Origin of the sequence: Pseudomonas sp. SMV71 (assembly GCF_052042015.1) — a bacterium.
Lineage (GTDB): Bacteria > Pseudomonadota > Gammaproteobacteria > Pseudomonadales > Pseudomonadaceae > Aquipseudomonas.
Genome location: NZ_JBKGGU010000004.1, coordinates 289,597 through 308,664, shown reverse-complemented (window position 1 = coordinate 308,664; position 19,068 = coordinate 289,597). Strand labels below are relative to the sequence as shown.

Below are 19,068 nucleotides of genomic sequence, written 5' to 3'. Positions count from 1 at the left end.
GGGCGAAACCGCCAGCCGCCATGACCGCAGCAATGGATATGTACTCGGTCAACAAAACCGCGATCAACAATCAGACCGCCATCGCGAGCAAGCTCTCCCACAAGGGGAACCAGGATCGATCCTAATTCGGCGCCACGCAACCCCACCGTGGCGAGGGAGCTTGCTTCCGCTGGCCTGAAGCAGGCCCCTGCATTTTCCAGGCAGACCGCATGAGCCGGTTTTGCGACTGCTGCGCAGCCGAGCGGGAGCAAGCTCCCTCGCCACAGGTTTTGGGTTGTCTGGACCGACGCCGTCGCGAGCAAGCTCCCACACAAAACATCGCTGCTTTGATCCCGACGAAATGTCGCGTTCCGTTCGCCAGGCATTCGCTATATATTTCCGTATACAGCGAATCTACCCCTCACGGAGCCCTACCCATGCGCCTCACCCGTTTCGCGCCGTTGCTGTTGACGACCCTCTTTTCCATCGGCGCTGTGCAGGCCGCTGAGGTGCAGGTGGCGGTGGCGGCCAATTTCACCGCGCCGATCCAGGCCATGGCCGCCGATTTCGAAAAAGATACTGGTCACAAACTGGTGGCAGCGTACGGCGCGACCGGGCAGTTCTATACCCAGATCAAGAACGGCGCGCCCTTCGAGGTGTTCCTCGCCGCCGACGATACCACCCCGGCCAGGCTCGAAAGCGAAGGCGACACGGTGAAGGGTTCGCGCTTCACCTATGCTGTCGGCACCCTGGCGTTGTGGTCGGCCAAGGACAGTTACGTCGACGACCAGGGCCAGGTGCTCAAGCACGATGCTTTCCAACACTTGTCCATTGCCAACCCGAAGGCCGCGCCCTACGGCCTGGCGGCGACCCAGGTGCTGGACAAACTGGGGCTGGCCGCGCAAGTCAAAAGCAAGCTCGTCGAAGGCCAGAACATCACCCAGGCTTATCAGTTCGTCTCCACCGGCAACGCCGAACTCGGTTTCGTGGCCTTGTCGCAGATCTACAAGGACGGCAAGCTTACCAACGGTTCGGCGTGGATTGTCCCGAGCGAGCTGCACGACCCGATCAAACAGGATGCGGTGATCCTCGACAAGGGCCGTAATAACCCCGCCGCCGCCGCGCTGATGGATTACCTCAAGGGCCCCAAAGCCGCCGCTATCCTCCAAGCCTACGGTTACCAACGCTAAATGCCGCTGACCAATGCCGACTATTCCGCCATCTGGCTGACCCTCAAACTGGCGTCGCTGACCACAGTGATCCTGCTGCTCATCGGCACGCCCATCGCGTTGTGGCTGTCGCGCACCCGCTCCTGGTTGCGTGGGCCGGTGGGCGCGGTGGTGGCGTTGCCGCTGGTGCTGCCACCTACCGTGATCGGCTTTTACCTGTTGCTGGCCTTGGGGCCGAACGGCTGGATCGGCCAGTTCACCCAATCCCTCGGGTTGGGCACCCTCACCTTCAGCTTCAGCGGCCTGGTGGTCGGCTCGGTGATCTATTCCCTGCCATTCGTGGTACAGCCGCTGCAAAACGCCTTCGCCGCCATCGGCAGCCGTCCGCTGGAAGTCGCCGCCACGCTGCGAGCCGACCCCTGGGACACATTCTTCAGCGTCATCCTGCCCTTGGCCCGCCCCGGTTTCATCACCGCCGCGATTCTCGGCTTCGCCCACACCGTCGGCGAGTTCGGCGTGGTGTTGATGATCGGTGGCAATATCCCGGAGAAAACCCGGGTGGTGTCGGTGCAGATCTACGACCATGTCGAAGCCCTGGAGTACGCTCAGGCCCACTGGTTGGCAGCGGCGATGCTGGTGTTTTCGTTCCTGGTACTGCTGGCGCTGTATTCCAGCCGCAGAACCCGTGCCGATTGGAGCTGATCGATGATCCATGCGCGTTTTCAGCTCGACCACGGGGATTTTTCCCTGGACCTGGATGTGCAACTGCCAGGCCGTGGCGTGAGCGCGTTGTTTGGCGAGTCCGGCTCCGGCAAGACCACCTGTCTGCGTTGCATCGCCGGGCTGGAGCGACCATCCCGAGCCTTTATCGAGGTCAATGGCGAAGTCTGGCAAGACACTGAGCGCGACGTGTTCGTGCCGCCCTATCAACGGGCTCTGGGCTACGTGTTCCAGGAAGCAAGCCTGTTTTCCCATCTGTCGGTGCGCGCCAACCTGGCGTTCGGCTTCAAGCGCATCAAGCCCGAGCATCGGCGCGTCGGCCTGGAGCAAGCGAGCGAACTGCTGGGTATCGCACACCTGCTCGATCGCCAGCCGCACCACCTGTCCGGCGGCGAGCGCCAACGGGTGGGCATCGCCCGGGCCTTGCTGACCAGCCCGCGCCTGCTGCTGATGGACGAGCCGCTGGCGTCACTCGATAGCCGGCGCAAGAACGAAATCCTGCCTTACCTGCAACGCCTGCACGATGAACTGGACATCCCGGTGCTGTACGTCAGCCATTCCCAGGACGAAGTGGCGCGGCTGGCCGATCACATCGTCCTGCTCGATGCCGGGCGTGCCCTGGCCAGTGGGCCGATCGGCGAAACCCTGGCCCGGCTCGACCTGCCGCTGGCCCTGGGGGACGGCGCGGGGGTGGTGATCCAGGGCACGGTCAGTGGCTATGAACCGGCCTATCAACTGCTCACGTTGAACCTGCCCGACAGTCAGTTCAATGTCCGGGTGGCCCACACCGCTCTCGCCGTCGGCCAGCCTCTACGCTTCAAGGTCCAGGCCCGGGACGTCAGCCTCAGCCTGGCCAACGATGCCCAGACCAGCATCCTCAACCGCTTGCCGGTCACGGTCGTCAGCGAACTGGCCGCCGACAACGCTGCGCATGTGCTGATCCGCCTGGACGCCGCCGGCACGCCGTTGCTGGCGCGCATCACCCGCTACTCCCGGGACCAGTTGAAGCTGCACCCGGGGCAGGTGTTGTGGGCACAGATCAAGGCGGTGGCGGTGTTGGCGTAGGAACACGGCAGTGCGGCCAATGAAAGCTCCTTGTGGGAGCGAGCCTGCTCGCGATAGCGTCCGATCAGCCAACATCAATGCCGACTGAGCCACCGCTATCGCGAGCAGGCTCGCTCCCAGAGTTATCCGAGGCCAACCTGAGAATCTTGGCACCACCGCAACGGCCCGCGGTCAATCACTCCATAGCCCCCCGGATCTGCTGCCAAGGATTTATCCATGCCCGACACCCCGCCGCCGGATGCACTGCCGCCCGATCTGCACTACGTCGACGACACTGCTCCCGGTATCACCCGCAGGAAACTGCGGGGCAAGTTCTGTTACTTCGATCCCCAGGGCCAGCGCATTACCGATGCGGCCGAGATCCAGCGCATCAATGCCCTGGCGGTGCCTCCGGCCTACACCGAGGTGTGGATCTGCACCGATCCGCGCGGGCATTTGCAGGCCACCGGCCGCGATGCCCGGGGGCGCAAGCAGTACCGTTACCATACGCGCTGGCGTGAGGTGCGCGACGCGGACAAATACTCGCGCATGCTGGAATTCGGCCGTGCCCTGCCGCGTCTGCGCAAGCGCCTGGAGGAGATCCTCGCCACGCCCGGCTTCAGCCGTGACAAGGTCATGGCCACCGTCATCACCTTGCTGGACAAGACCCTGATCAGGGTCGGCAATACGCAATACGCCCGAGACAACCGTTCCTACGGCCTTACCACCCTGCGCACCCGGCATGTCGAGGTCAACGGCAGTGCCATTGCCTTCCAGTTTCGCGGCAAGAGCGGCGTCGAACACCAGATCACCGTGAAGGACCGCCGTTTGGCGCGAGTGATCCGGCGTTGCCAGGAGATCCCCGGGCAGAATCTGTTCCAGTATCTGGACGAAGACGGAGCGCGCCACTCCGTCAGTTCTTCGGACATCAACGCGTACCTCAAGACCCTGACCGGCGCCGACTTCACTGCAAAGGACTACCGCACCTGGGCCGGAAGCGCGGCGGCATTGGCCGGACTGCGGACGCTGCGCTGGGAAACCGAAACCGAGGCCAGGAAGCACGTGGCCGAAATGGTCAAGCAAGTGGCCCGGCAACTGGGCAATACGCCGACCGTCTGTCGCAAGTGCTACATTCATCCTGCGGTGGTCGAGGGTTTCATGCTCGGCGCCTTGAGGGAGTTGCCCAAACCCCGGGTACGTAAAGGCCTGAGCGCGGAAGAAGCCGGACTGACGATGTTTCTACAGCGCATGACGCAAGCGGCCGAGAGCTGCGAACGCCAGCAGTCGGCGTGATGCGCTCCCCCGGTGCCGGCCGAAAAACGAGGAACGTTCCGCGCAGCGTTGAACTCCCAACTCTACGCCAGCGCCATGCGCAGACACGTCAACGGATGTAGTCGACAGGAGTTTGAGATGTCCGAACACATTGTCCATTTCCATTGCCAGATCGACCAGGGCACCACGGAACGCTTCCGCGATACTTGTCTGGAAGCCATCGAGAAAGGTGCCGACTCACTGATGCTCAACCTGTCCACCGTGGGCGGGAGCACCAATTTCGGCTTTACCCTCTATACCTTTATCAAATCCCTCCCGGTGCCGGTGCGTGCGGTGAACGCCGGCAACATCGAATCGATGGGCATCGTCATGTACCTGGCCGCCAGCGACCGGACCACCACCCCGCATTCACGCTTTCTGATCCACCCCATGAACTGGTACTTCGGTCAGAAGTCCGTCGACCATTCGCGCTTGCGCGAGTACCTGTCGAGCCTGGACAACGACGTGGCGCGCTACGTGGAGATCTATGTCAAGGAGACCGCTGGCGCGGCGACTCAGTTGGATATCTTCAAATGCCTGTGCAATGAGGAACGGGTCATCCCGGCGGAAAACTCCCTGGCCTTCGGCATCGCCCATCGCGTCGAGCAGGTCGTATTCCCAGTCGATGCCAAGCATTGGAAAGTCAGCGGCGGCGAAGATTGATCCGCGCACATGCGCGTCGGGAATCGTAATTAACCTCTATATAAATGAATGTAATGCTGTATAAGTTTCAAGCGAAACGGCTGTATAACTTTATCGCCGTTCGTCGCCAGCGAAACGTTTTTATTAAACTTACCCCGGGAATTTTCTTTCACAGTTAGGCGAGGCAGTTGCTCGCTTAACCAAAATGAGGAATCTCGAAATGGCTAATAGCGGAAACAAGAACCCAGGTAACTTCGCAAACGATCGTGAAAAGGCATCCGAAGCCGGCAAGAAAGGCGGACATGCTTCTGGCGGTAACTTTGCAAACGACCGGGAAAAAGCCTCTGAAGCCGGTAAGAAAGGTGGCGAACGCAGCCATGGCGGCGGCAGGAAATCGTAACCCGGAAAACCGTTGGGGCGCAGTTCTGCTGCGCCCTGGCGCCTGAGTATTCGAGGTCAGCATGAGCAGTCACGACCGATTCATCGTCAGTTTCATCGCCGACGGCCAACCCGACAGTCGCGTACTGGAGGCCGACACCGAGACCTTGAGTGTCAGCGAAGCCGAAGCGCTGCTTAGAATCACTTTCAGTGAATTGAAAGCTGTTGAAATCAGCGACGTTCAAGTTCAGAAACGAACCCGGCCGACGGAACAGGAACATGGCGTGCCCGGGCACTTTAAACAGCCATAGTTATAATTCAAGTAAGACCATAGCTTTTAAATATCCCCATCTCCCGTGGCGAGGGAGCTTGCTCCCCCTGGACTGCGCAGCAGTCCCCTATAAACCCAACACTGATCAATCCAGCTAACCAAGGTGAAGTTTCTCGAGGCTGCTGCGCACCCCAGCGGGAGCAAGCTCCCTCGCCAAGGCAAGCATGTTCACCGATCAATGTGAGTGATCACCCGTCGGATCCTTGATCTGCCAAACCTTGCCCTTCTGCCACGCATCCGCCCCCGGATCCACTGTCGGCGCGGCGATGCCAGCCCGGGCCTTTTTCTTCGCTTCGCTGTCCACGCCCATCCGACGGTCGCGTTCCCGTACCATTTGCGGGTCGGCCTGGCCATCGGCGATAAAGCCCATCATCAGTTGCGGCACGCCGTAGGGCAGCGCCTGGCCCTGCTCGGTGTGCCAGGTATGCCAGGTCTTGCCGTAGGTGCTCACCAGGTTCTCCATCAACCGGGTCTCGGCCACCTGGGGGATCCCGGGGGCGATCAACTGCCCGGACTTCACTTCATGGACATGGCTGTGCCAAAGCTGCTTCTCGCTGGCGGGCAGGCCCTCGAACAAGCGCTTACTGATGATGTATTCCACGCCCATCAACTTGGCGCCGGAGGTGTTGCCGTCGAAGATCGCACACTGAAAGACTTCCTCGTTCAGCGCCGAACAGTAGTGATGCGCTTCCATTTGCCCGGACATGCGCCCGTTATAAAAATGAAAACCGTCGAGGTAGGTGTTCAGGGCCTGGAGCGGAGGTTTGTTCTGCATCAACCCCGCTCCGGCTTCCAGGGTCGCGGTGGTCGGGGTTTTCGCGGCGCCGGGTGCATCCACCGGCGAAGGCGTATTGCCGCCAGCGCAACCGGTCAAGCCGACCGCGACCCAGAGTAAGGTTCCATACACGCGTTTATCCGGCATCTCGTCTCTCCTTTCGATGACTGTTCATCAGAAAGGTCCGCCGGACCTGGGTTTGATTTTTCCGAACAGGTACCGACGAGCGGGCACAGGTCAACGCGTGTCGTAGCCCTGCCTGACCGCTTCAAGCCAGGTCGGGTCTAGGCGCGGCTGATGGGTGTCCAGGCCCAGCGCCTGCATGGCCGCCAGATGCGCGTCGGCCTCCCGCGTCAGTGAGCCTTGCTCGCTGGAGTTGGCGTCCAGGTGATGCATCTGCGCCAGGCCCAGGTGATAGAACCGCAACAGCTTCATCGCCGCTGGATCCTGCGCCTGTACCCCGGCTTTGACCTGGTGCATCAGGTTGGTCACGCTCATCAGGCTGCGCTTGAGCTGCCAGCCATACACGGCGGCGGCCATCCACGGTTGCGACCAGAAATACAGGCGCATCAGCGCCGCCATCAGCAACACTGCGGCAATCACGCCGCCGAGATTGAAACGAAAGTTATCGCCTCCCGGCGTGCCGAGCAGCATCACGGCCAGGCTGGACAAGAGCATCGCCAGCGCCAGGAACACCACCGCGATGATCAGGGTGCTGCGGCGGGTCTGCTGCCGGTAAAGACCGGCGTCCCAGGGTTTGATCTCGAACATCGCGGCGCAATTTCCTTGTACGGCATCGAAAGAGTCACGCATTATCGCCTGCCCGGTCGATTTAGCTATGCTGGGGCTCATTTTAGGGTGCAACCGACCCGAAGGATCCGGATCAAAGTCCATGGCGATACCGCAAGGATCGTGCGATCTTTCTGCGTGGACGTTTTTTTCAAGGTGCCGCCTCTGTGTGCACGGCATCGTTTTCAAGGAAAGCTGAATGACTCAAAGACATGTAATCAACGCCTCGGTGAGCCCGAAGGGCAGCCTGGAGACCCTGTCCCAGCGCGAAGTCCAGCAACTGAGCGAAGCCGGTTCCGGCAGCATCTATACCCTCTTCCGCCAGTGCGCCCTGGCCATTCTCAACACCGGCGCCCATGTCGACAACGCCAAGACCATCCTGGAAGCCTACAAAGACTTCGAAATCCGTATTCACCAGCAGGACCGTGGCGTGCGCCTGGAACTGCTGAACGCGCCGGCGGATGCCTTCGTCGACGGCGAAATGATCGCCAGCACCCGAGAGATGCTGTTCAGCGCCCTGCGCGACATCGTCTACACCGAGAACGAACTGGACAGCCAGCGCATCGACCTCAGCTCGTCCCAGGGCATCAGCGACTACGTGTTCCACCTGCTGCGCAATGCCCGCACCCTGCGTCCGGGCGTGGAACCGAAAATCGTCGTGTGCTGGGGCGGTCATTCGATCAACACCGAAGAATATAAGTACACCAAGAAAGTCGGGCATGAACTGGGCCTGCGCAGCCTGGACATCTGCACCGGCTGCGGCCCGGGCGTGATGAAAGGACCGATGAAAGGCGCAACCATCGCCCATGCCAAACAGCGGATCCATGGCGGCCGCTACCTGGGCCTGACGGAGCCGGGCATCATTGCCGCCGAGGCGCCGAATCCGATCGTCAACGAACTGGTGATCCTGCCGGACATCGAGAAACGCTTGGAAGCCTTCGTGCGTGTCGGCCACGGCATCATCATTTTCCCCGGCGGTGCCGGTACGGCGGAGGAGTTCCTCTACCTGCTGGGCATCCTGATGCACCCGGCCAACCAGGACCTGCCGTTCCCGGTGGTCCTCACCGGCCCGAAAAGCGCCGCGCCGTATCTCGACCAGTTGCATGCGTTCGTCGGCGCTACCTTGGGTGAGGCGGCGCAGCAGCACTACCAGATCATCATCGACGATCCGGCCGAAGTGGCGCGGCAGATGAACCAGGGGCTCAAGGAGGTCAAACAGTTCCGCCGCGAGCGCAACGACGCCTTCCACTTCAACTGGCTGCTGAAAATCGACGAAGGCTTCCAGCGTCCGTTCGACCCGACCCACGCCAACATGGCCAGTCTTGGCCTGAGCCGCGACCTGCCGCCCCACGAACTGGCCGCCAACCTGCGCCGGGCGTTTTCGGGCATCGTCGCCGGTAACGTCAAGGACAAGGGCATCCGCCTGATCGAAGAACACGGCCCGTATGAAATCCACGGCGACCCGGCCATCATGGAACCCCTCGACCGCCTGCTCCAAGCCTTCGTTGCACAACACCGCATGAAACTGCCGGGCGGCGCGGCCTATGTGCCGTGCTATCGCGTGGTGAGCTGACCCGGATCACTGTGGGAGCGGGCTTGCTCGCGAAAGCGGCGGACCAGCTTGCATCAATGCCGAATGTGCCGACGCCTTCGCGAGCAAGCCCGCTCCCACAGGGGGTCGATGTTGGTTATGGAATTGTGTGCAACCGCATCAGTCCGGCTTCGTCTACCGTGACGCCAAGCTCGCGGTAATCGCTGATCGATGGGTGGGCGGTGTCGAGTGGATGCGTATGCGTCGCCGTGACCACCATCAGGTTCGCCCCCGCCGCTTCGCCGGCCTGGATGCCGGCCAGGGCGTCCTCGAATACCAGGCATTCGCCGGGCGTGACCTGCAATCGCTCGGCGGCCAGTCGGTAGCAGGCGGGGTTGGGTTTGCCGTCGCTCACGTCTTCGGCGGTGACCATCACCGCCGGACGCGGGATGCCAGCCGCTTCCATGCGGCGCAAGGCCAAGGCCATGGGCGCCGAGGTGACAATCGCCCACTGCCGTGGCGGGAGGCTTTGCAGGAACGCCAGCGCGCCGGGCACGGGCACCACGCCTTCGACATCTTCGATTTCTTCACGGGTAATCTGCGCGGCCTCGGCCTCGGCATCCACCCCCGGTAACTGCTGGCGGGCGATGGTGTCGATGGCGCGCACGCCGTGGATCGTCGGCAGGAACGTCGCCACGTCCACCCCGTGGCGCCTGGCCCAGCGCGTCCAGATCCGCTCGGCGGCGGCGATGGAATTGAGCAGCGTGCCGTCCATGTCGAAGAGGAAGGCGCGGTAGGTGGAGTTGGGGGGAGAGCTGGCTGGCATCGGGTCCTCGATGACGACGTGGGAAATGACGGCCACTGTAACATCGTCAAGCTACGGATCCCTGTGGGAGCGAGCCTGCTCGCGATGGCGGTCATTCATTCAGTATCAGGTTGACTGACCCGCCGCTATCGCGAGCAGGCTCGCTCCCACAGGGGTTTCGGTGTGTCAAAAAGTACCTACACCAACCGCTCGATTGGCTGATGCTGCCAGACCCGTTTGTAATACAGCGTCTGCAACAACAGCATGCTCAGGTAGGCCACAGGAAACGCCATCCATACTCCCTGCAACCCGAAGCGGGCATCGAGCAGGTATGCCGTCGGTACTTGCACCGCGACGATGCACAAGATCGAGATCACCACCGGCACCAGCACCGTGCCGCTGGCGCGCATGATGCCGCCGACGACGGCCTGGAAGCCGAACACCAACAGGCTCCAGAGCATGATGTGCAACAGGTGTTCAGCCTGGACCCGCGCCGTCGGGTCGGTGATGAACAGGCCCAGCAGCCAGTGGGACAGCAAATACCCCAGCAGCACCAATCCCCCGGTGAGCCAGACGTTGAACAACAACCCCATGCGCAGGATCGGCCCCAGACGCTCCAGGCGCCCGGCACCAATGGCCTGGGCGCCGAGGATCGAAGCGGTGATGGCAATCGACAGCGCCGGGAATTGCACATAGTTGACGATCTGCGTGACCGCACCGTAGGCCGCGGTGGCTTGGGAACCGTGGCGGTTGACCAGCGCCAGGATCACCAGCTCCGACAGCGAGATCACCACCATCTGCAACCCGGTGGGCAATCCGATGCGCAGCACTTTGCCAAGGATTTCACGATCCAGGCGCATTGCCGCGAACAAGGCGCGATCAGGTGCCAGGGCATGGGCGCGGCGGTTCAGGCGCCACGCCAGCATGACCATCGCCGACGTCGTCCCCACCAGCCCCGCCAGCGCGGCGCTCTGGATGCCCATTTGAGGCAGCCCCAGCCAACCACGGATCAATGCGGGCGTCAGCAGCAGCCCGACACTGGTGGACACCAGCAACGCCAGCATCGGCGAAAAGGTGTCGCTGACCCCGCGCAGCAACTGGGTGAACAGCACGAACACCAGCAATATCGGCAGGACCCACAACATCACCCGGGCGTAGGAAACGGCATCCTCCAGCACATCGACCGGCGTGCCCAGCCCTTGCAGGGCCTGCCGCGCAAACACACTGCCCAGCACCGCAGCCGCCAGGCCGATGATCGCCCCCAGCAACAGCGTCGAGCCGGCAATTGCCTTCACCGCACCGGTTTCACCGGCACCGTAGGCCTGTCCGATCAACACCCCCGCACCCACCCCCAGGCCGATCACCAGCGCGATGAAGAAAAATAGAATGGGAAACATCCCCGACACTGCGGCCAATGCCTGGGTGCCGAGCATCTGTCCGATATAGATGCTGTTGAACGTGCCGGACATCGATTGCAGGAAGTTGGACAGGACCATGGGGGCCAGGAATAGCAGGTAGGTTTTCCAAAGAGGCTGGGTGGGCATGAGGGCTCTGATGGCAGGTTCGACGAATCGGTGCCGATAATTTAGCTCAATCCCAACATTTCATTTCAAAGAATCGACTCGGACCGCTCTTGTCGCGAGGGAGCTTGCTCCCGCTCGGCTGCGCAGCAGTCGCATTCAAAGAGGGCCCGCTGCGCGGTCCAGCGGGAGCAAGCTCCCTCGCCACAAGGGGTGTTGTGTGGCAGTGATGCTTCGTCGGGCCGATTCGACAATTGCGAGACTGCGTCTAATCTGAGATAGCACAGTGCCACGCATTGTGTAGGGCATCGCCTACAGCGATGTGATATCGGACGACTGGTCATCAAGTCCACGTGAAGGACGCAGATAACCAGTTATTCGCCAATAACCTGTTACCTGTTAGCAGCACTGTTCAAGGACCGAACCATGAAGTCGTATCCACACGGTCATTCCCTTTCCCCCACTCAACCACGCATCCTCTGGCACGCTGTGCTGGTGGCCGTCGCCGCCGCTATCGGGGTGCTGGCCGTCAACGGAGCCAGCGGACAGAACCTTGGCTTGAGCGCGGCGATCCTGGTCGTGGGCGGCGCCGCCGGTGTGTTGGGCGCACGGGCGCAGCGTCGACAATTGGACAGCGCTTTGGCCCAGACCAGCGACCTGCATGAACTGCAGACGGCCGAACACCTTTCGCCGCAAACCCAGGCGCAACTCAACGAAGTGATCCTCGGCGCGATGCCGATCTGGGCCAAGCAGGTCGAAAGCTCGCGGCAACAGACTGAAACCGCGATCGTCTCGCTGACCAGCCGCTTCACCGGCATTTCGTCCCGCCTGGAAGAAACCGTGCAAGCCTCGCAACAGGCCGCCGGTGAACTGGCCGGCAAAAGCAGCGGCGGCGCGGTGCAAGTGCTGGCCCAGAGCGAAGGCGAACTGGTCGAGGTGATCGACTCTTTGAAAGCCACCCAAGCCAGCCGCGATGAAACCCTGGCCCAGGTGCGCAACCTGACCGCCTACACCGGCGAGCTGCGGACCATGGCCGCGGACGTCGCGGCCATCGCTGCGCAGACCAACCTGCTGGCCCTCAACGCCGCCATCGAAGCCGCTCGCGCCGGTGAGGCCGGGCGCGGTTTCGCCGTGGTCGCTGACGCCGTGCGCAGCCTGTCGAGCAAATCCAGCGAGACCGGCCAACAGATGTCCGCCAAGGTCGACATCATCAATACCGCCATCACTCAACTGGTCCAGGCCGCCTCCAGCGGTGCGGACCAGGACAGCCATTCGGTGACCGCTTCGGAACAAAGCATTCAGCGTGTGCTGGAGCGTTTCAAGAACGTCACCGGGCGGCTGGCCGACTCGGCCGACATGCTGCAACAGGAAAGCTTCGGGATCCGCGACGAACTCACCGAGGTGCTGGTCAGCCTGCAATTCCAGGATCGGGTCAGCCAGATCCTCAGCCACGTGCGCGACAACATCGAGGACTTGCATGTGCACCTGCAACAAGCCAGTCAGTCGCCCGACCAGGCTGCCTCCATTGACGCCCGCCAATGGCTGGCGCGCATGGAAACCACCTATGCCACCGACGAGCAGCGCCGCAATCACCACGGCGACTCGGGCGCGCAACAAGCTTCACAGGAAATAACCTTCTTCTAGGAGAGCCGTTCATGGCTAAAAGTGTATTGGTTGTCGACGACTCCGCGAGCGTTCGGCAGGTGGTCGGCATCGCGTTGAAAAGTGCCGGCTATGACGTGATCGAGGCCAGCGATGGCAAAGATGCGCTGGGCAAACTCACCGGGCAGAAAGTGCACCTGATCATCAGTGACGTGAACATGCCGAACATGGATGGCATCACCTTCGTCAAGGAGGTCAAGAAGCTCGCCAGCTACAAGTTCACGCCGATCATCATGCTGACCACCGAATCCCAGGAATCGAAGAAACAGGAAGGCCAGGCGGCAGGTGCCAAGGCCTGGGTGGTCAAGCCGTTCCAGCCGGCGCAGATGCTGGCGGCGGTGTCCAAGTTGATTCTTCCTTGATGACCGGAGGCGGCAATGTCCTTGTTGTACGAAACCCTGGATGACACCGATCACCTGCGGATCGACGGCGAGCTGACCATCTATACCGCCGCCGACCTGGCCGCCCAGTGGCTGCCACGCCTGGGGGCAACGCCGCGCATGCAGCTGGACCTGTCGCAAGTCACCGAAATCGACGGCGCCGGCCTGCAACTGCTGCTGATGGCCCTGCGCGAAGCACCGAAGGCCGGCACCCGGCTGACCCTGACCGGGCGCAGCCAAGCCGTCAGCGAAACACTCAAGCTGTGCAACCTCAAGGCCTAGCCTCTGCGCACCACGGCACGACACGGCACGACAAAGGATATGAGCGTGAGCATCAATCTCGACCAGGCACAACAGACGTTCATCGTCGAGGCGCGGGAACAGTTGCAGGCGATGGAGGAGTCCCTGCTGCAACTGGAAACCGACCCTGACGACGATGACGCCATCGGTGCAATTTTCCGAGCCGCCCACACCATCAAGGGCTCGGCGGGGCTGTTCGGGCTGGAACCGATCGTCAGCTTCACCCACATCGTCGAAGACGTGCTCGACCGCCTGCGCAATGGCAGCGTCGAGGTGGATACCGGCCTGATCGCCGTGCTGCTCAAGTCCAGCGATCACATGCTGGAACTGATCAACGTAGTGGCGAACCAGGGCGGCACACTGACGCCGCCAGCCATGAAGCGCGAAGTGGAGCTGTGCCAGATTCTCCAGGAATACCAGGCGGCGCCCTCGCCTTCGGCCACCCAGCCCGCCACGGCTGACACCCAGGTGGACGAAGCATCGCAGGCGCGCCTCTGGCACATTTCCCTGCGCTTCGGCCAGGAGGTGTTTCGCAACGGCATGGATCCGCTCTCGTTCCTGCGTTATTTGCAGACCCTCGGTGAGATCGTCCATATCGATACGCTGACCGACGCCATGCCGGCCATCGACAGCTGGGACGCCGAGTCCTGCTACCTGGGATTCGACATCGAGTTTCGCTCCAGCGCCAGCCATGGGGCGATCAATGAAGTCTTCGATTTTGTCCGTGAAGACTGCCAGATCGAAATCGTCGCCGTCGATGAAGTCGAATCGCAGGCAAACACTCACCTGGTTGCCACGACTCAGGAGCAGCCGGACGAAAGCACCGCGCTGGTCACCGCCGGCGAGCTGCTGCCGGACCAGCGCAAGGCTCCACGGCTGCCCGCCCAGGTTGCGGCCGACCGGCAGCCGGTCGGCAGCGAAAACAAGGCCAAGGACGGCGCCTACGTGCGGGTCAACGCCGACAAGCTCGACGAGTTGATCAACCTGGTGGGCGAGCTGGTGATTGCCAGCGCCGGCGCCAGCCTGCTGGCCCGCACCTGCAACAACGATCCGTTGCAGGAGTCCACCTCGACCGTATCGGCCCTGGTGGAAGAGATTCTCGACGGCGCCCTGCGCCTGCGCATGATTCCCATCGGCGAAACCTTCAACCGGTTCCGGCGGGTGGTACGCGATGTCAGCCAGGAACTGGGCAAGGACATCGACCTGATCATCAGCGGCGCGGAAACCGAGCTGGACAAGACCGTGGTGGAAAAAATCGGCGATCCGCTGATGCACCTGCTGCGCAATGCCATGGACCACGGCATTGAAACCGCCGAAGCCCGGTTGGCCGCCGGCAAGCCGGCCAAGGGGCATCTGCACCTCAACGCCTATCACGACTCGGGCAGCATCGTGCTGGAAATCGTCGACGACGGCGCCGGCCTGAACCGCGACCGGATCCTGGAAAAAGCCCAGGAACGTGGCCTGGTCGCCGCCGGCGCCAGCCCCACCGACCAGGAAATCTACAACCTGATCTTCGAGCCGGGCTTTTCCACCGCCCAGGCCGTCACCAGCCTGTCGGGACGCGGCGTGGGTATGGATGTGGTCAAGCGCAACATCACCTTGCTGCGCGGCACCGTCGACCTGGATAGCCAACCGGGCCAGGGTACGGTGGTGCGCATCCGCCTGCCGCTGACCCTGGCAATCATCAACGGCTTCCTGGTAGGCATCGACCAGTCGACCTATGTCATTCCGCTGGACATGGTCCAGGAGTGCATCGAACTGAGCGAGGACGATGGCCTGGCCAGTCGCGAACAAGGCTATCTCGACCTGCGCGGTGAAGTGTTGCCGCTGGTGTACCTGCGCGACCATTTCAACCACGAAGGGCAAGCCGCGCGTCGCCAGAACGTGGTGGTGGTGCGCTACGCCGAGCTCAAGGCCGGGCTGGTGGTGGATGACTTGCTGGGTGAATTCCAGACCGTCATCAAGCCGCTGGGCAAGCTGTTCGGCGCCCTGCGCGGCATCAGCGGCTCGACCATCCTGGGCAGCGGCGCCGTGGCCTTGATCCTCGACGTACCGGCGCTGCTGACCCAGATCGTACAGATTGAAAACCGCTACACCTCCAATCAATTCCAACAAGCCAACACTCGCTGACGCTTTAGCAAAACTCCATGGAGAGGTACTTCCCAATGAAATGGTTCTACGATCTTAGAATCGCCACCAAACTGATCACCTCATTTCTCGTGGTGCTGGCGCTGACTGCCGTCATGGGGGTGTTCTCGATCCTCCAACTGGGTGCGGTGAATGGCACCACCATCGAAATCCGGGAAAACTGGATGCCGTCGATGCGTGCGGCTTCAGGCATGCGGTTCTTCGCGGCGAGCTATCGTCTGAAAGAAAATCGCCACATCGCTGCCGACTCCGAGCAGGAGCGCACCACGCTTGAGCAAGAAGCAGAGGAAGCCAGGAAAGCCTTTGAAACGCGCCTGGCGACCTATGAAAAACTGCTCTCCAATGCCGAAGATCGCCAGCTGTTCGAAACCACCCGCAATGACTGGATCGCGTACCTGACGATCAGCAAGGACCTGCTGGCGCTGTCCCGGCAAAGCCTGACCGACCAGGCCCACGCGCTGCTCAAGGGCGAGTCCAAGCGTCAGTTCGACCTAGTGACCGCCGATCTGCAGAAACTGGTAGAACTCAATGACGCCGGTGCCGCTGCGGCCAGCGAGCGCGGCACGGCGCTGTTCGAGAAATCACGCCTGTCGATCATTGCCGTGCTGGCCGCTGCGCTGCTGGTCGGCCTGGGCCTGGCCCTGTTCATTTCGCGGGTCATTTCCCGGCCCTTGAAGCAGGCCGCGGCCGTTGCCGAACAATTGGCCGAGGGTAACCTGAACGCGAAAATCGAAGGCGGCTCCCGAGACGAAACCGGCATGGTGCTCAATGCCATGCAGAACATGGTGGGCAAGTTGTCCCACATCATCGGTGAAGTGCGTAATGCGGCGGACAACCTCGCCAGCGCTTCCGAAGAGGTCAGCGCCACCGCGCAATCGATGAGCCAGGCCACCAGCGAGCAGGCCGCCAGTGTCGAGGAAACCAGCGCCTCCATCGAGCAGATGAGCGCCAGCATCAACCAGAACACCGAGAACGCCAAGGTCACCGACGGCATGGCCAGCAAGGCCGCCAAGGAAGCCACCGACGGCGGCGAATCGGTGCAGCAGACCGTGGTGGCGATGAAAAAAATCGCCCAGCGCATCAGCATCATCGACGACATCGCCTACCAGACCAACCTGCTGGCGCTCAACGCGGCCATCGAAGCGGCCCGTGCCGGCGAACACGGCAAAGGCTTCGCCGTGGTCGCTGCCGAAGTGCGCAAGCTGGCCGAACGCAGCCAGGTAGCGGCCCAGGAAATCGGCGAGCTGTCGTCCAGCAGCGTCGACATGGCCGAGAAGGCCGGACATCTGCTTGACGAGATGGTCCCGTCCATCAACAAGACTTCGGATCTGGTGCAGGAAATCAGCGCCGCGTCCGAGGAGCAGGCCGCCGGCGTGGCGCAGATCAACACCGCCATGACGCAACTCAATCAGGTCACCCAGCAGAACGCTTCCAGCAGCGAGGAACTGGCGGCCACCGCCGAGGAAATGAGCAGCCAGGCCGAACAGCTGCAACAGGCCATGAGTTTCTTCACCCTGGATACGCCACCCAAGTCAGCCAGCCAACCGCTGAAGGTCGACAGCACACCGGGCCCGTCCAGCCGCAAGCCGAGCCGAGCCGCCGTGCCCGCACTGCCCAAGGCCTTCGCCTACAGCATGGCGAGCGCACCGGACGAATCCGAATTCACCCGGTTCTGACGGTTCGTCCACATAGGGTTCGATAACAGGAGATAACGGCATGGGCGCCATCGCAACCACCCGCCAGACGACCGCCGCGGTCGAGGAAGAAGCGCAATACCTGACATTCATGCTCGGCACGGAGATGTTTGCCATCGGCATCCTGTGCATCAAGGAGATCATCGAATACGGCAACCTCACCGTCGTGCCGATGATGCCGGCGTTCGTGCGCGGGGTGATCAACCTGCGGGGCGCGGTGGTGCCGGTGGTGGACCTGTCGGCACGGTTCGGCCGGCAGAATTCGGCAATCACCCGGCGTTCGTGCGTGGTCATCATCGAGGCGGACTCTGCCGACGGCCACGCCCAGGACATCGGCCTGCTGGTGGACACGGTGTCGGCGGTGCTGGAAATCCCGACCACGCAGATTGAACCACCGCCGAGTTTCGGCGCGAAGATCCGCGCCGACTTCATCAGCGGCATGGCCAAGGTCGACGGCAAGTTCGTGATCGTGCTGGAGGTCGACCGCGTGCTGTCCATCGACGAAATGTCCCAACTCGCAGAGGCCAGCCCCGCCGCGCTGGAAGTAGAAGCCCCGTGAACGCCGACAGTTGCAAGGAACGCACCGCGAATTCGCTGGCGCTCACTGACCGTGAGTTCAGCCAGTTTCAATCCTGGCTGTACCAGGCCGCCGGCATCAACCTGTCCGAGGCCAAGAAAGCCCTGGTGGCCGGGCGCCTGTTCAAGCGCCTCAAGCACTATGAGCTGGACAGCTACAGTGAATACTTCAAGCTGATCATGAGCGGCCAGCGCGCTGATGAGTTGCAAGTGGCGCTGGACCTGCTGACCACCAACGAAACCTACTTTTTCCGCGAACCGAAGCACTTTGATTTCCTGCGCCAGCAGGTCTTGCCCAACGCGACGCCGGGCAAGACCTTTCGCCTGTGGAGCGCGGCCAGCTCCTCGGGAGAAGAACCCTACAGCCTGGCGATGACCCTGGCCGAGGGGCTGGGCACCACGCCCTGGGAGGTGATCGGTTCGGATATCAGCAGCCAGGTGCTGGCCAAGGCCCGCTCCGGGCATTACCCGATGGAACGCGCCCGCACCCTGCCCCATCCGCTGCTGGTCAAGTATTGCCTCAAGGGCACCGGCAGCCAGGACGGTACGTTCCTGATCGACCGGGCGTTGCGCAGCCGGGTGCACTTCGTCCAGGTCAACCTCAATGAAACGCTGCCGGACCTGGGGGAATTCGACGTGATTTTCCTGCGCAACGTCATGATCTATTTCGACCAACCCACCAAAAGCAAAGTGGTCGCCCGATTGGTGCCCCGGCTCAAGTCCGGCGGCTACTTCATCGTGAGCCATTCGGAAAGCCTCAACGGCGTGTCCGACGCGTTGAAACTGGTGGCGCCTTCGATTTATCGCAAACCATGAACACGGCCAGGAGAACCGAAGTCACCGAAGTCTATCTGGCGCCGGGGGAGTTTCACTTCGCCACCTGCCCGACCCGGCTGCGCACGATCCTCGGATCCTGCGTGGCGATCACCCTATGGCATCCCGAGCGGCGGATCGGCGGCATGTGCCACTTCATGCTGCCCAGCCGCATCCGCTGCTCCACCGCGCTGAACGGCCTGTACGCCGACGAAGCCATCGAATTGTTTGTCCGCCAGGCGCGGGCCCATGGCACGGAGCCCGAGGAGTATCAGCTCAAGCTGTTCGGCGGCGGCGAGATGTTCCCGCAACTGCAACGCCACGTGCCGTTCGGCGACGTGGCACGGCTGAACGTCAATGCGGCGCTGGAAATGGCCGCCCTCTATCGCCTCGACCTGATCGCCCAGGACATGGGCAGCACGGGATATCGAAGCATCATTTTCGACCTGTGCAGCGGCGATGTGTGGGTCAGGCACCAACCGATAAGGACACGGCATTAAC

General features: G+C 62.2%; 19 protein-coding genes and 1 pseudogene. 16 read left to right on the top strand and 4 right to left on the bottom strand.

Annotated features, from left to right (window positions below; translation table 11 throughout):
* Positions 1–416 precede the first annotated feature (416 nt).
* The 7 genes from modA to ACLEJQ_RS06010 all read left to right on the top strand — a co-directional run bounded on the left by modA (position 417) and on the right by ACLEJQ_RS06010 (position 5,554).
* Positions 417–1,169 carry a molybdate ABC transporter substrate-binding protein gene (modA, locus tag ACLEJQ_RS06040; RefSeq protein WP_440793071.1) on the top strand — a complete coding sequence of 251 codons (753 nt, stop codon included), beginning with the start codon at positions 417–419 and terminating at the stop codon, positions 1,167–1,169.
* Positions 1,170–1,850, top strand: a complete 681-nt coding sequence (modB, locus tag ACLEJQ_RS06035) for a molybdate ABC transporter permease subunit (RefSeq protein ID WP_440793069.1) — start codon at positions 1,170–1,172, stop codon at positions 1,848–1,850.
* Between the two features lie 3 nt (positions 1,851–1,853).
* The gene (gene modC / locus ACLEJQ_RS06030; RefSeq protein WP_440793067.1) at positions 1,854–2,933 is read left to right on the top strand and encodes a molybdenum ABC transporter ATP-binding protein; all 1,080 of its coding nucleotides are present in this window, start codon (positions 1,854–1,856) and stop codon (positions 2,931–2,933) included.
* Between the two features lie 216 nt (positions 2,934–3,149).
* Complete coding sequence (locus ACLEJQ_RS06025; RefSeq protein WP_440793065.1) at positions 3,150–4,205, top strand: DNA topoisomerase IB; 1,056 nt, start codon at positions 3,150–3,152, stop codon at positions 4,203–4,205.
* Between the two features lie 117 nt (positions 4,206–4,322).
* A complete protein-coding gene (locus tag ACLEJQ_RS06020; protein ID WP_440793063.1) occupies positions 4,323–4,886 on the top strand; it encodes an ATP-dependent Clp protease proteolytic subunit in 564 nt (187 codons plus the stop codon).
* Positions 4,887–5,085: 199 nt separating this feature from the next.
* Positions 5,086–5,265: a general stress protein gene (locus tag ACLEJQ_RS06015; protein ID WP_186614672.1), complete on the top strand. Its 180-nt coding sequence runs from the start codon at positions 5,086–5,088 to the stop codon at positions 5,263–5,265.
* A gap of 61 nt (positions 5,266–5,326) precedes the next feature.
* The gene (locus ACLEJQ_RS06010) at positions 5,327–5,554 is read left to right on the top strand and encodes a hypothetical protein (RefSeq protein WP_440793061.1); all 228 of its coding nucleotides are present in this window, start codon (positions 5,327–5,329) and stop codon (positions 5,552–5,554) included.
* A 195-nt stretch (positions 5,555–5,749) separates the two neighbouring features.
* Here the strand turns inward: ACLEJQ_RS06010 and ACLEJQ_RS06005 are convergent, their stop codons facing one another.
* Positions 5,750–6,496 carry an OBAP family protein gene (locus ACLEJQ_RS06005; RefSeq protein WP_440793059.1) on the bottom strand — a complete coding sequence of 249 codons (747 nt, stop codon included), beginning with the start codon at positions 6,494–6,496 and terminating at the stop codon, positions 5,750–5,752.
* Positions 6,497–6,586: 90 nt separating this feature from the next.
* Positions 6,587–7,120 (bottom strand): DUF3087 family protein, encoded by a 534-nt coding sequence (locus ACLEJQ_RS06000; protein WP_440793097.1) that lies wholly within the window; start codon positions 7,118–7,120, stop codon positions 6,587–6,589.
* A 217-nt stretch (positions 7,121–7,337) separates the two neighbouring features.
* Between ACLEJQ_RS06000 and ppnN the strand changes: the two genes are divergently transcribed.
* Positions 7,338–8,711 (top strand): nucleotide 5'-monophosphate nucleosidase PpnN, encoded by a 1,374-nt coding sequence (gene ppnN / locus ACLEJQ_RS05995; protein WP_440793057.1) that lies wholly within the window; start codon positions 7,338–7,340, stop codon positions 8,709–8,711.
* A gap of 115 nt (positions 8,712–8,826) precedes the next feature.
* Here the strand turns inward: ppnN and ACLEJQ_RS05990 are convergent, their stop codons facing one another.
* Entirely contained in the window at positions 8,827–9,495 is a 669-nt protein-coding gene (locus tag ACLEJQ_RS05990) for an HAD family hydrolase (RefSeq protein ID WP_440793095.1), read from the bottom strand.
* 176 nt (positions 9,496–9,671) lie between these two features.
* Positions 9,672–11,018, bottom strand: a complete 1,347-nt coding sequence (locus ACLEJQ_RS05985) for an MATE family efflux transporter (protein ID WP_440793055.1) — start codon at positions 11,016–11,018, stop codon at positions 9,672–9,674.
* Between the two features lie 675 nt (positions 11,019–11,693).
* Between ACLEJQ_RS05985 and ACLEJQ_RS05980 the strand changes: the two are divergent.
* The 8 genes and pseudogenes from ACLEJQ_RS05980 to cheD form a co-directional block, all read left to right on the top strand.
* A pseudogene (locus tag ACLEJQ_RS05980) lies at positions 11,694–12,638 on the top strand (methyl-accepting chemotaxis protein); the annotation flags it as partial.
* Between the two features lie 11 nt (positions 12,639–12,649).
* Entirely contained in the window at positions 12,650–13,018 is a 369-nt protein-coding gene (locus ACLEJQ_RS05975) for a response regulator (RefSeq protein WP_042730627.1), read from the top strand.
* Positions 13,019–13,033: 15 nt separating this feature from the next.
* Positions 13,034–13,318, top strand: coding sequence for an STAS domain-containing protein (locus ACLEJQ_RS05970; RefSeq protein WP_440793053.1), 285 nt, complete (start codon positions 13,034–13,036; stop codon positions 13,316–13,318).
* 45 nt (positions 13,319–13,363) lie between these two features.
* Positions 13,364–15,466 carry a chemotaxis protein CheA gene (locus ACLEJQ_RS05965; RefSeq protein ID WP_440793051.1) on the top strand — a complete coding sequence of 701 codons (2,103 nt, stop codon included), beginning with the start codon at positions 13,364–13,366 and terminating at the stop codon, positions 15,464–15,466.
* 35 nt (positions 15,467–15,501) lie between these two features.
* On the top strand, positions 15,502–17,160 hold the full coding sequence (locus ACLEJQ_RS05960; protein ID WP_440793049.1) for a methyl-accepting chemotaxis protein: 1,659 nt from the start codon (positions 15,502–15,504) through the stop codon (positions 17,158–17,160).
* A gap of 40 nt (positions 17,161–17,200) precedes the next feature.
* Positions 17,201–17,737 (top strand): chemotaxis protein CheW, encoded by a 537-nt coding sequence (locus ACLEJQ_RS05955; protein ID WP_440793047.1) that lies wholly within the window; start codon positions 17,201–17,203, stop codon positions 17,735–17,737.
* Positions 17,734–18,570: a CheR family methyltransferase gene (locus ACLEJQ_RS05950; RefSeq protein ID WP_440793045.1), complete on the top strand. Its 837-nt coding sequence runs from the start codon at positions 17,734–17,736 to the stop codon at positions 18,568–18,570. The genes ACLEJQ_RS05955 and ACLEJQ_RS05950 overlap by 4 nt, the downstream gene beginning before the upstream one ends.
* Positions 18,567–19,067, top strand: a complete 501-nt coding sequence (cheD, locus tag ACLEJQ_RS05945; protein WP_440793043.1) for a chemoreceptor glutamine deamidase CheD — start codon at positions 18,567–18,569, stop codon at positions 19,065–19,067. Before ACLEJQ_RS05950 ends, cheD begins: the two co-directional genes overlap by 4 nt.
* The last annotated feature ends 1 nt before the right edge of the window (position 19,068 follow it).

Excerpts from the sequence above, each read along its gene's own strand:
- ACLEJQ_RS06025 (WP_440793065.1), top strand. The coding sequence starts at position 3,150 with ATGCCCGACACCCCGCCGCCGGATGCACTGCCGCCCGATCTGCACTAC.
- ACLEJQ_RS05955 (WP_440793047.1), top strand. The coding sequence starts at position 17,201 with ATGGGCGCCATCGCAACCACCCGCCAGACGACCGCCGCGGTCGAGGAA.
- ACLEJQ_RS06005 (WP_440793059.1), bottom strand. The coding sequence starts at position 6,496 with ATGCCGGATAAACGCGTGTATGGAACCTTACTCTGGGTCGCGGTCGGC.
- ACLEJQ_RS06010 (WP_440793061.1), top strand. The coding sequence starts at position 5,327 with ATGAGCAGTCACGACCGATTCATCGTCAGTTTCATCGCCGACGGCCAA.
- modA (WP_440793071.1), top strand. The coding sequence starts at position 417 with ATGCGCCTCACCCGTTTCGCGCCGTTGCTGTTGACGACCCTCTTTTCC.
- ACLEJQ_RS05985 (WP_440793055.1), bottom strand. The coding sequence starts at position 11,018 with ATGCCCACCCAGCCTCTTTGGAAAACCTACCTGCTATTCCTGGCCCCC.
- modB (WP_440793069.1), top strand. The coding sequence starts at position 1,170 with ATGCCGCTGACCAATGCCGACTATTCCGCCATCTGGCTGACCCTCAAA.
- ppnN (WP_440793057.1), top strand. The coding sequence starts at position 7,338 with ATGACTCAAAGACATGTAATCAACGCCTCGGTGAGCCCGAAGGGCAGC.
- ACLEJQ_RS05975 (WP_042730627.1), top strand. The coding sequence starts at position 12,650 with ATGGCTAAAAGTGTATTGGTTGTCGACGACTCCGCGAGCGTTCGGCAG.
- cheD (WP_440793043.1), top strand. The coding sequence starts at position 18,567 with ATGAACACGGCCAGGAGAACCGAAGTCACCGAAGTCTATCTGGCGCCG.
- ACLEJQ_RS05960 (WP_440793049.1), top strand. The coding sequence starts at position 15,502 with ATGAAATGGTTCTACGATCTTAGAATCGCCACCAAACTGATCACCTCA.
- ACLEJQ_RS05970 (WP_440793053.1), top strand. The coding sequence starts at position 13,034 with ATGTCCTTGTTGTACGAAACCCTGGATGACACCGATCACCTGCGGATC.
- ACLEJQ_RS06020 (WP_440793063.1), top strand. The coding sequence starts at position 4,323 with ATGTCCGAACACATTGTCCATTTCCATTGCCAGATCGACCAGGGCACC.
- ACLEJQ_RS05990 (WP_440793095.1), bottom strand. The coding sequence starts at position 9,495 with ATGCCAGCCAGCTCTCCCCCCAACTCCACCTACCGCGCCTTCCTCTTC.
- ACLEJQ_RS06015 (WP_186614672.1), top strand. The coding sequence starts at position 5,086 with ATGGCTAATAGCGGAAACAAGAACCCAGGTAACTTCGCAAACGATCGT.
- ACLEJQ_RS06000 (WP_440793097.1), bottom strand. The coding sequence starts at position 7,120 with ATGTTCGAGATCAAACCCTGGGACGCCGGTCTTTACCGGCAGCAGACC.
- modC (WP_440793067.1), top strand. The coding sequence starts at position 1,854 with ATGATCCATGCGCGTTTTCAGCTCGACCACGGGGATTTTTCCCTGGAC.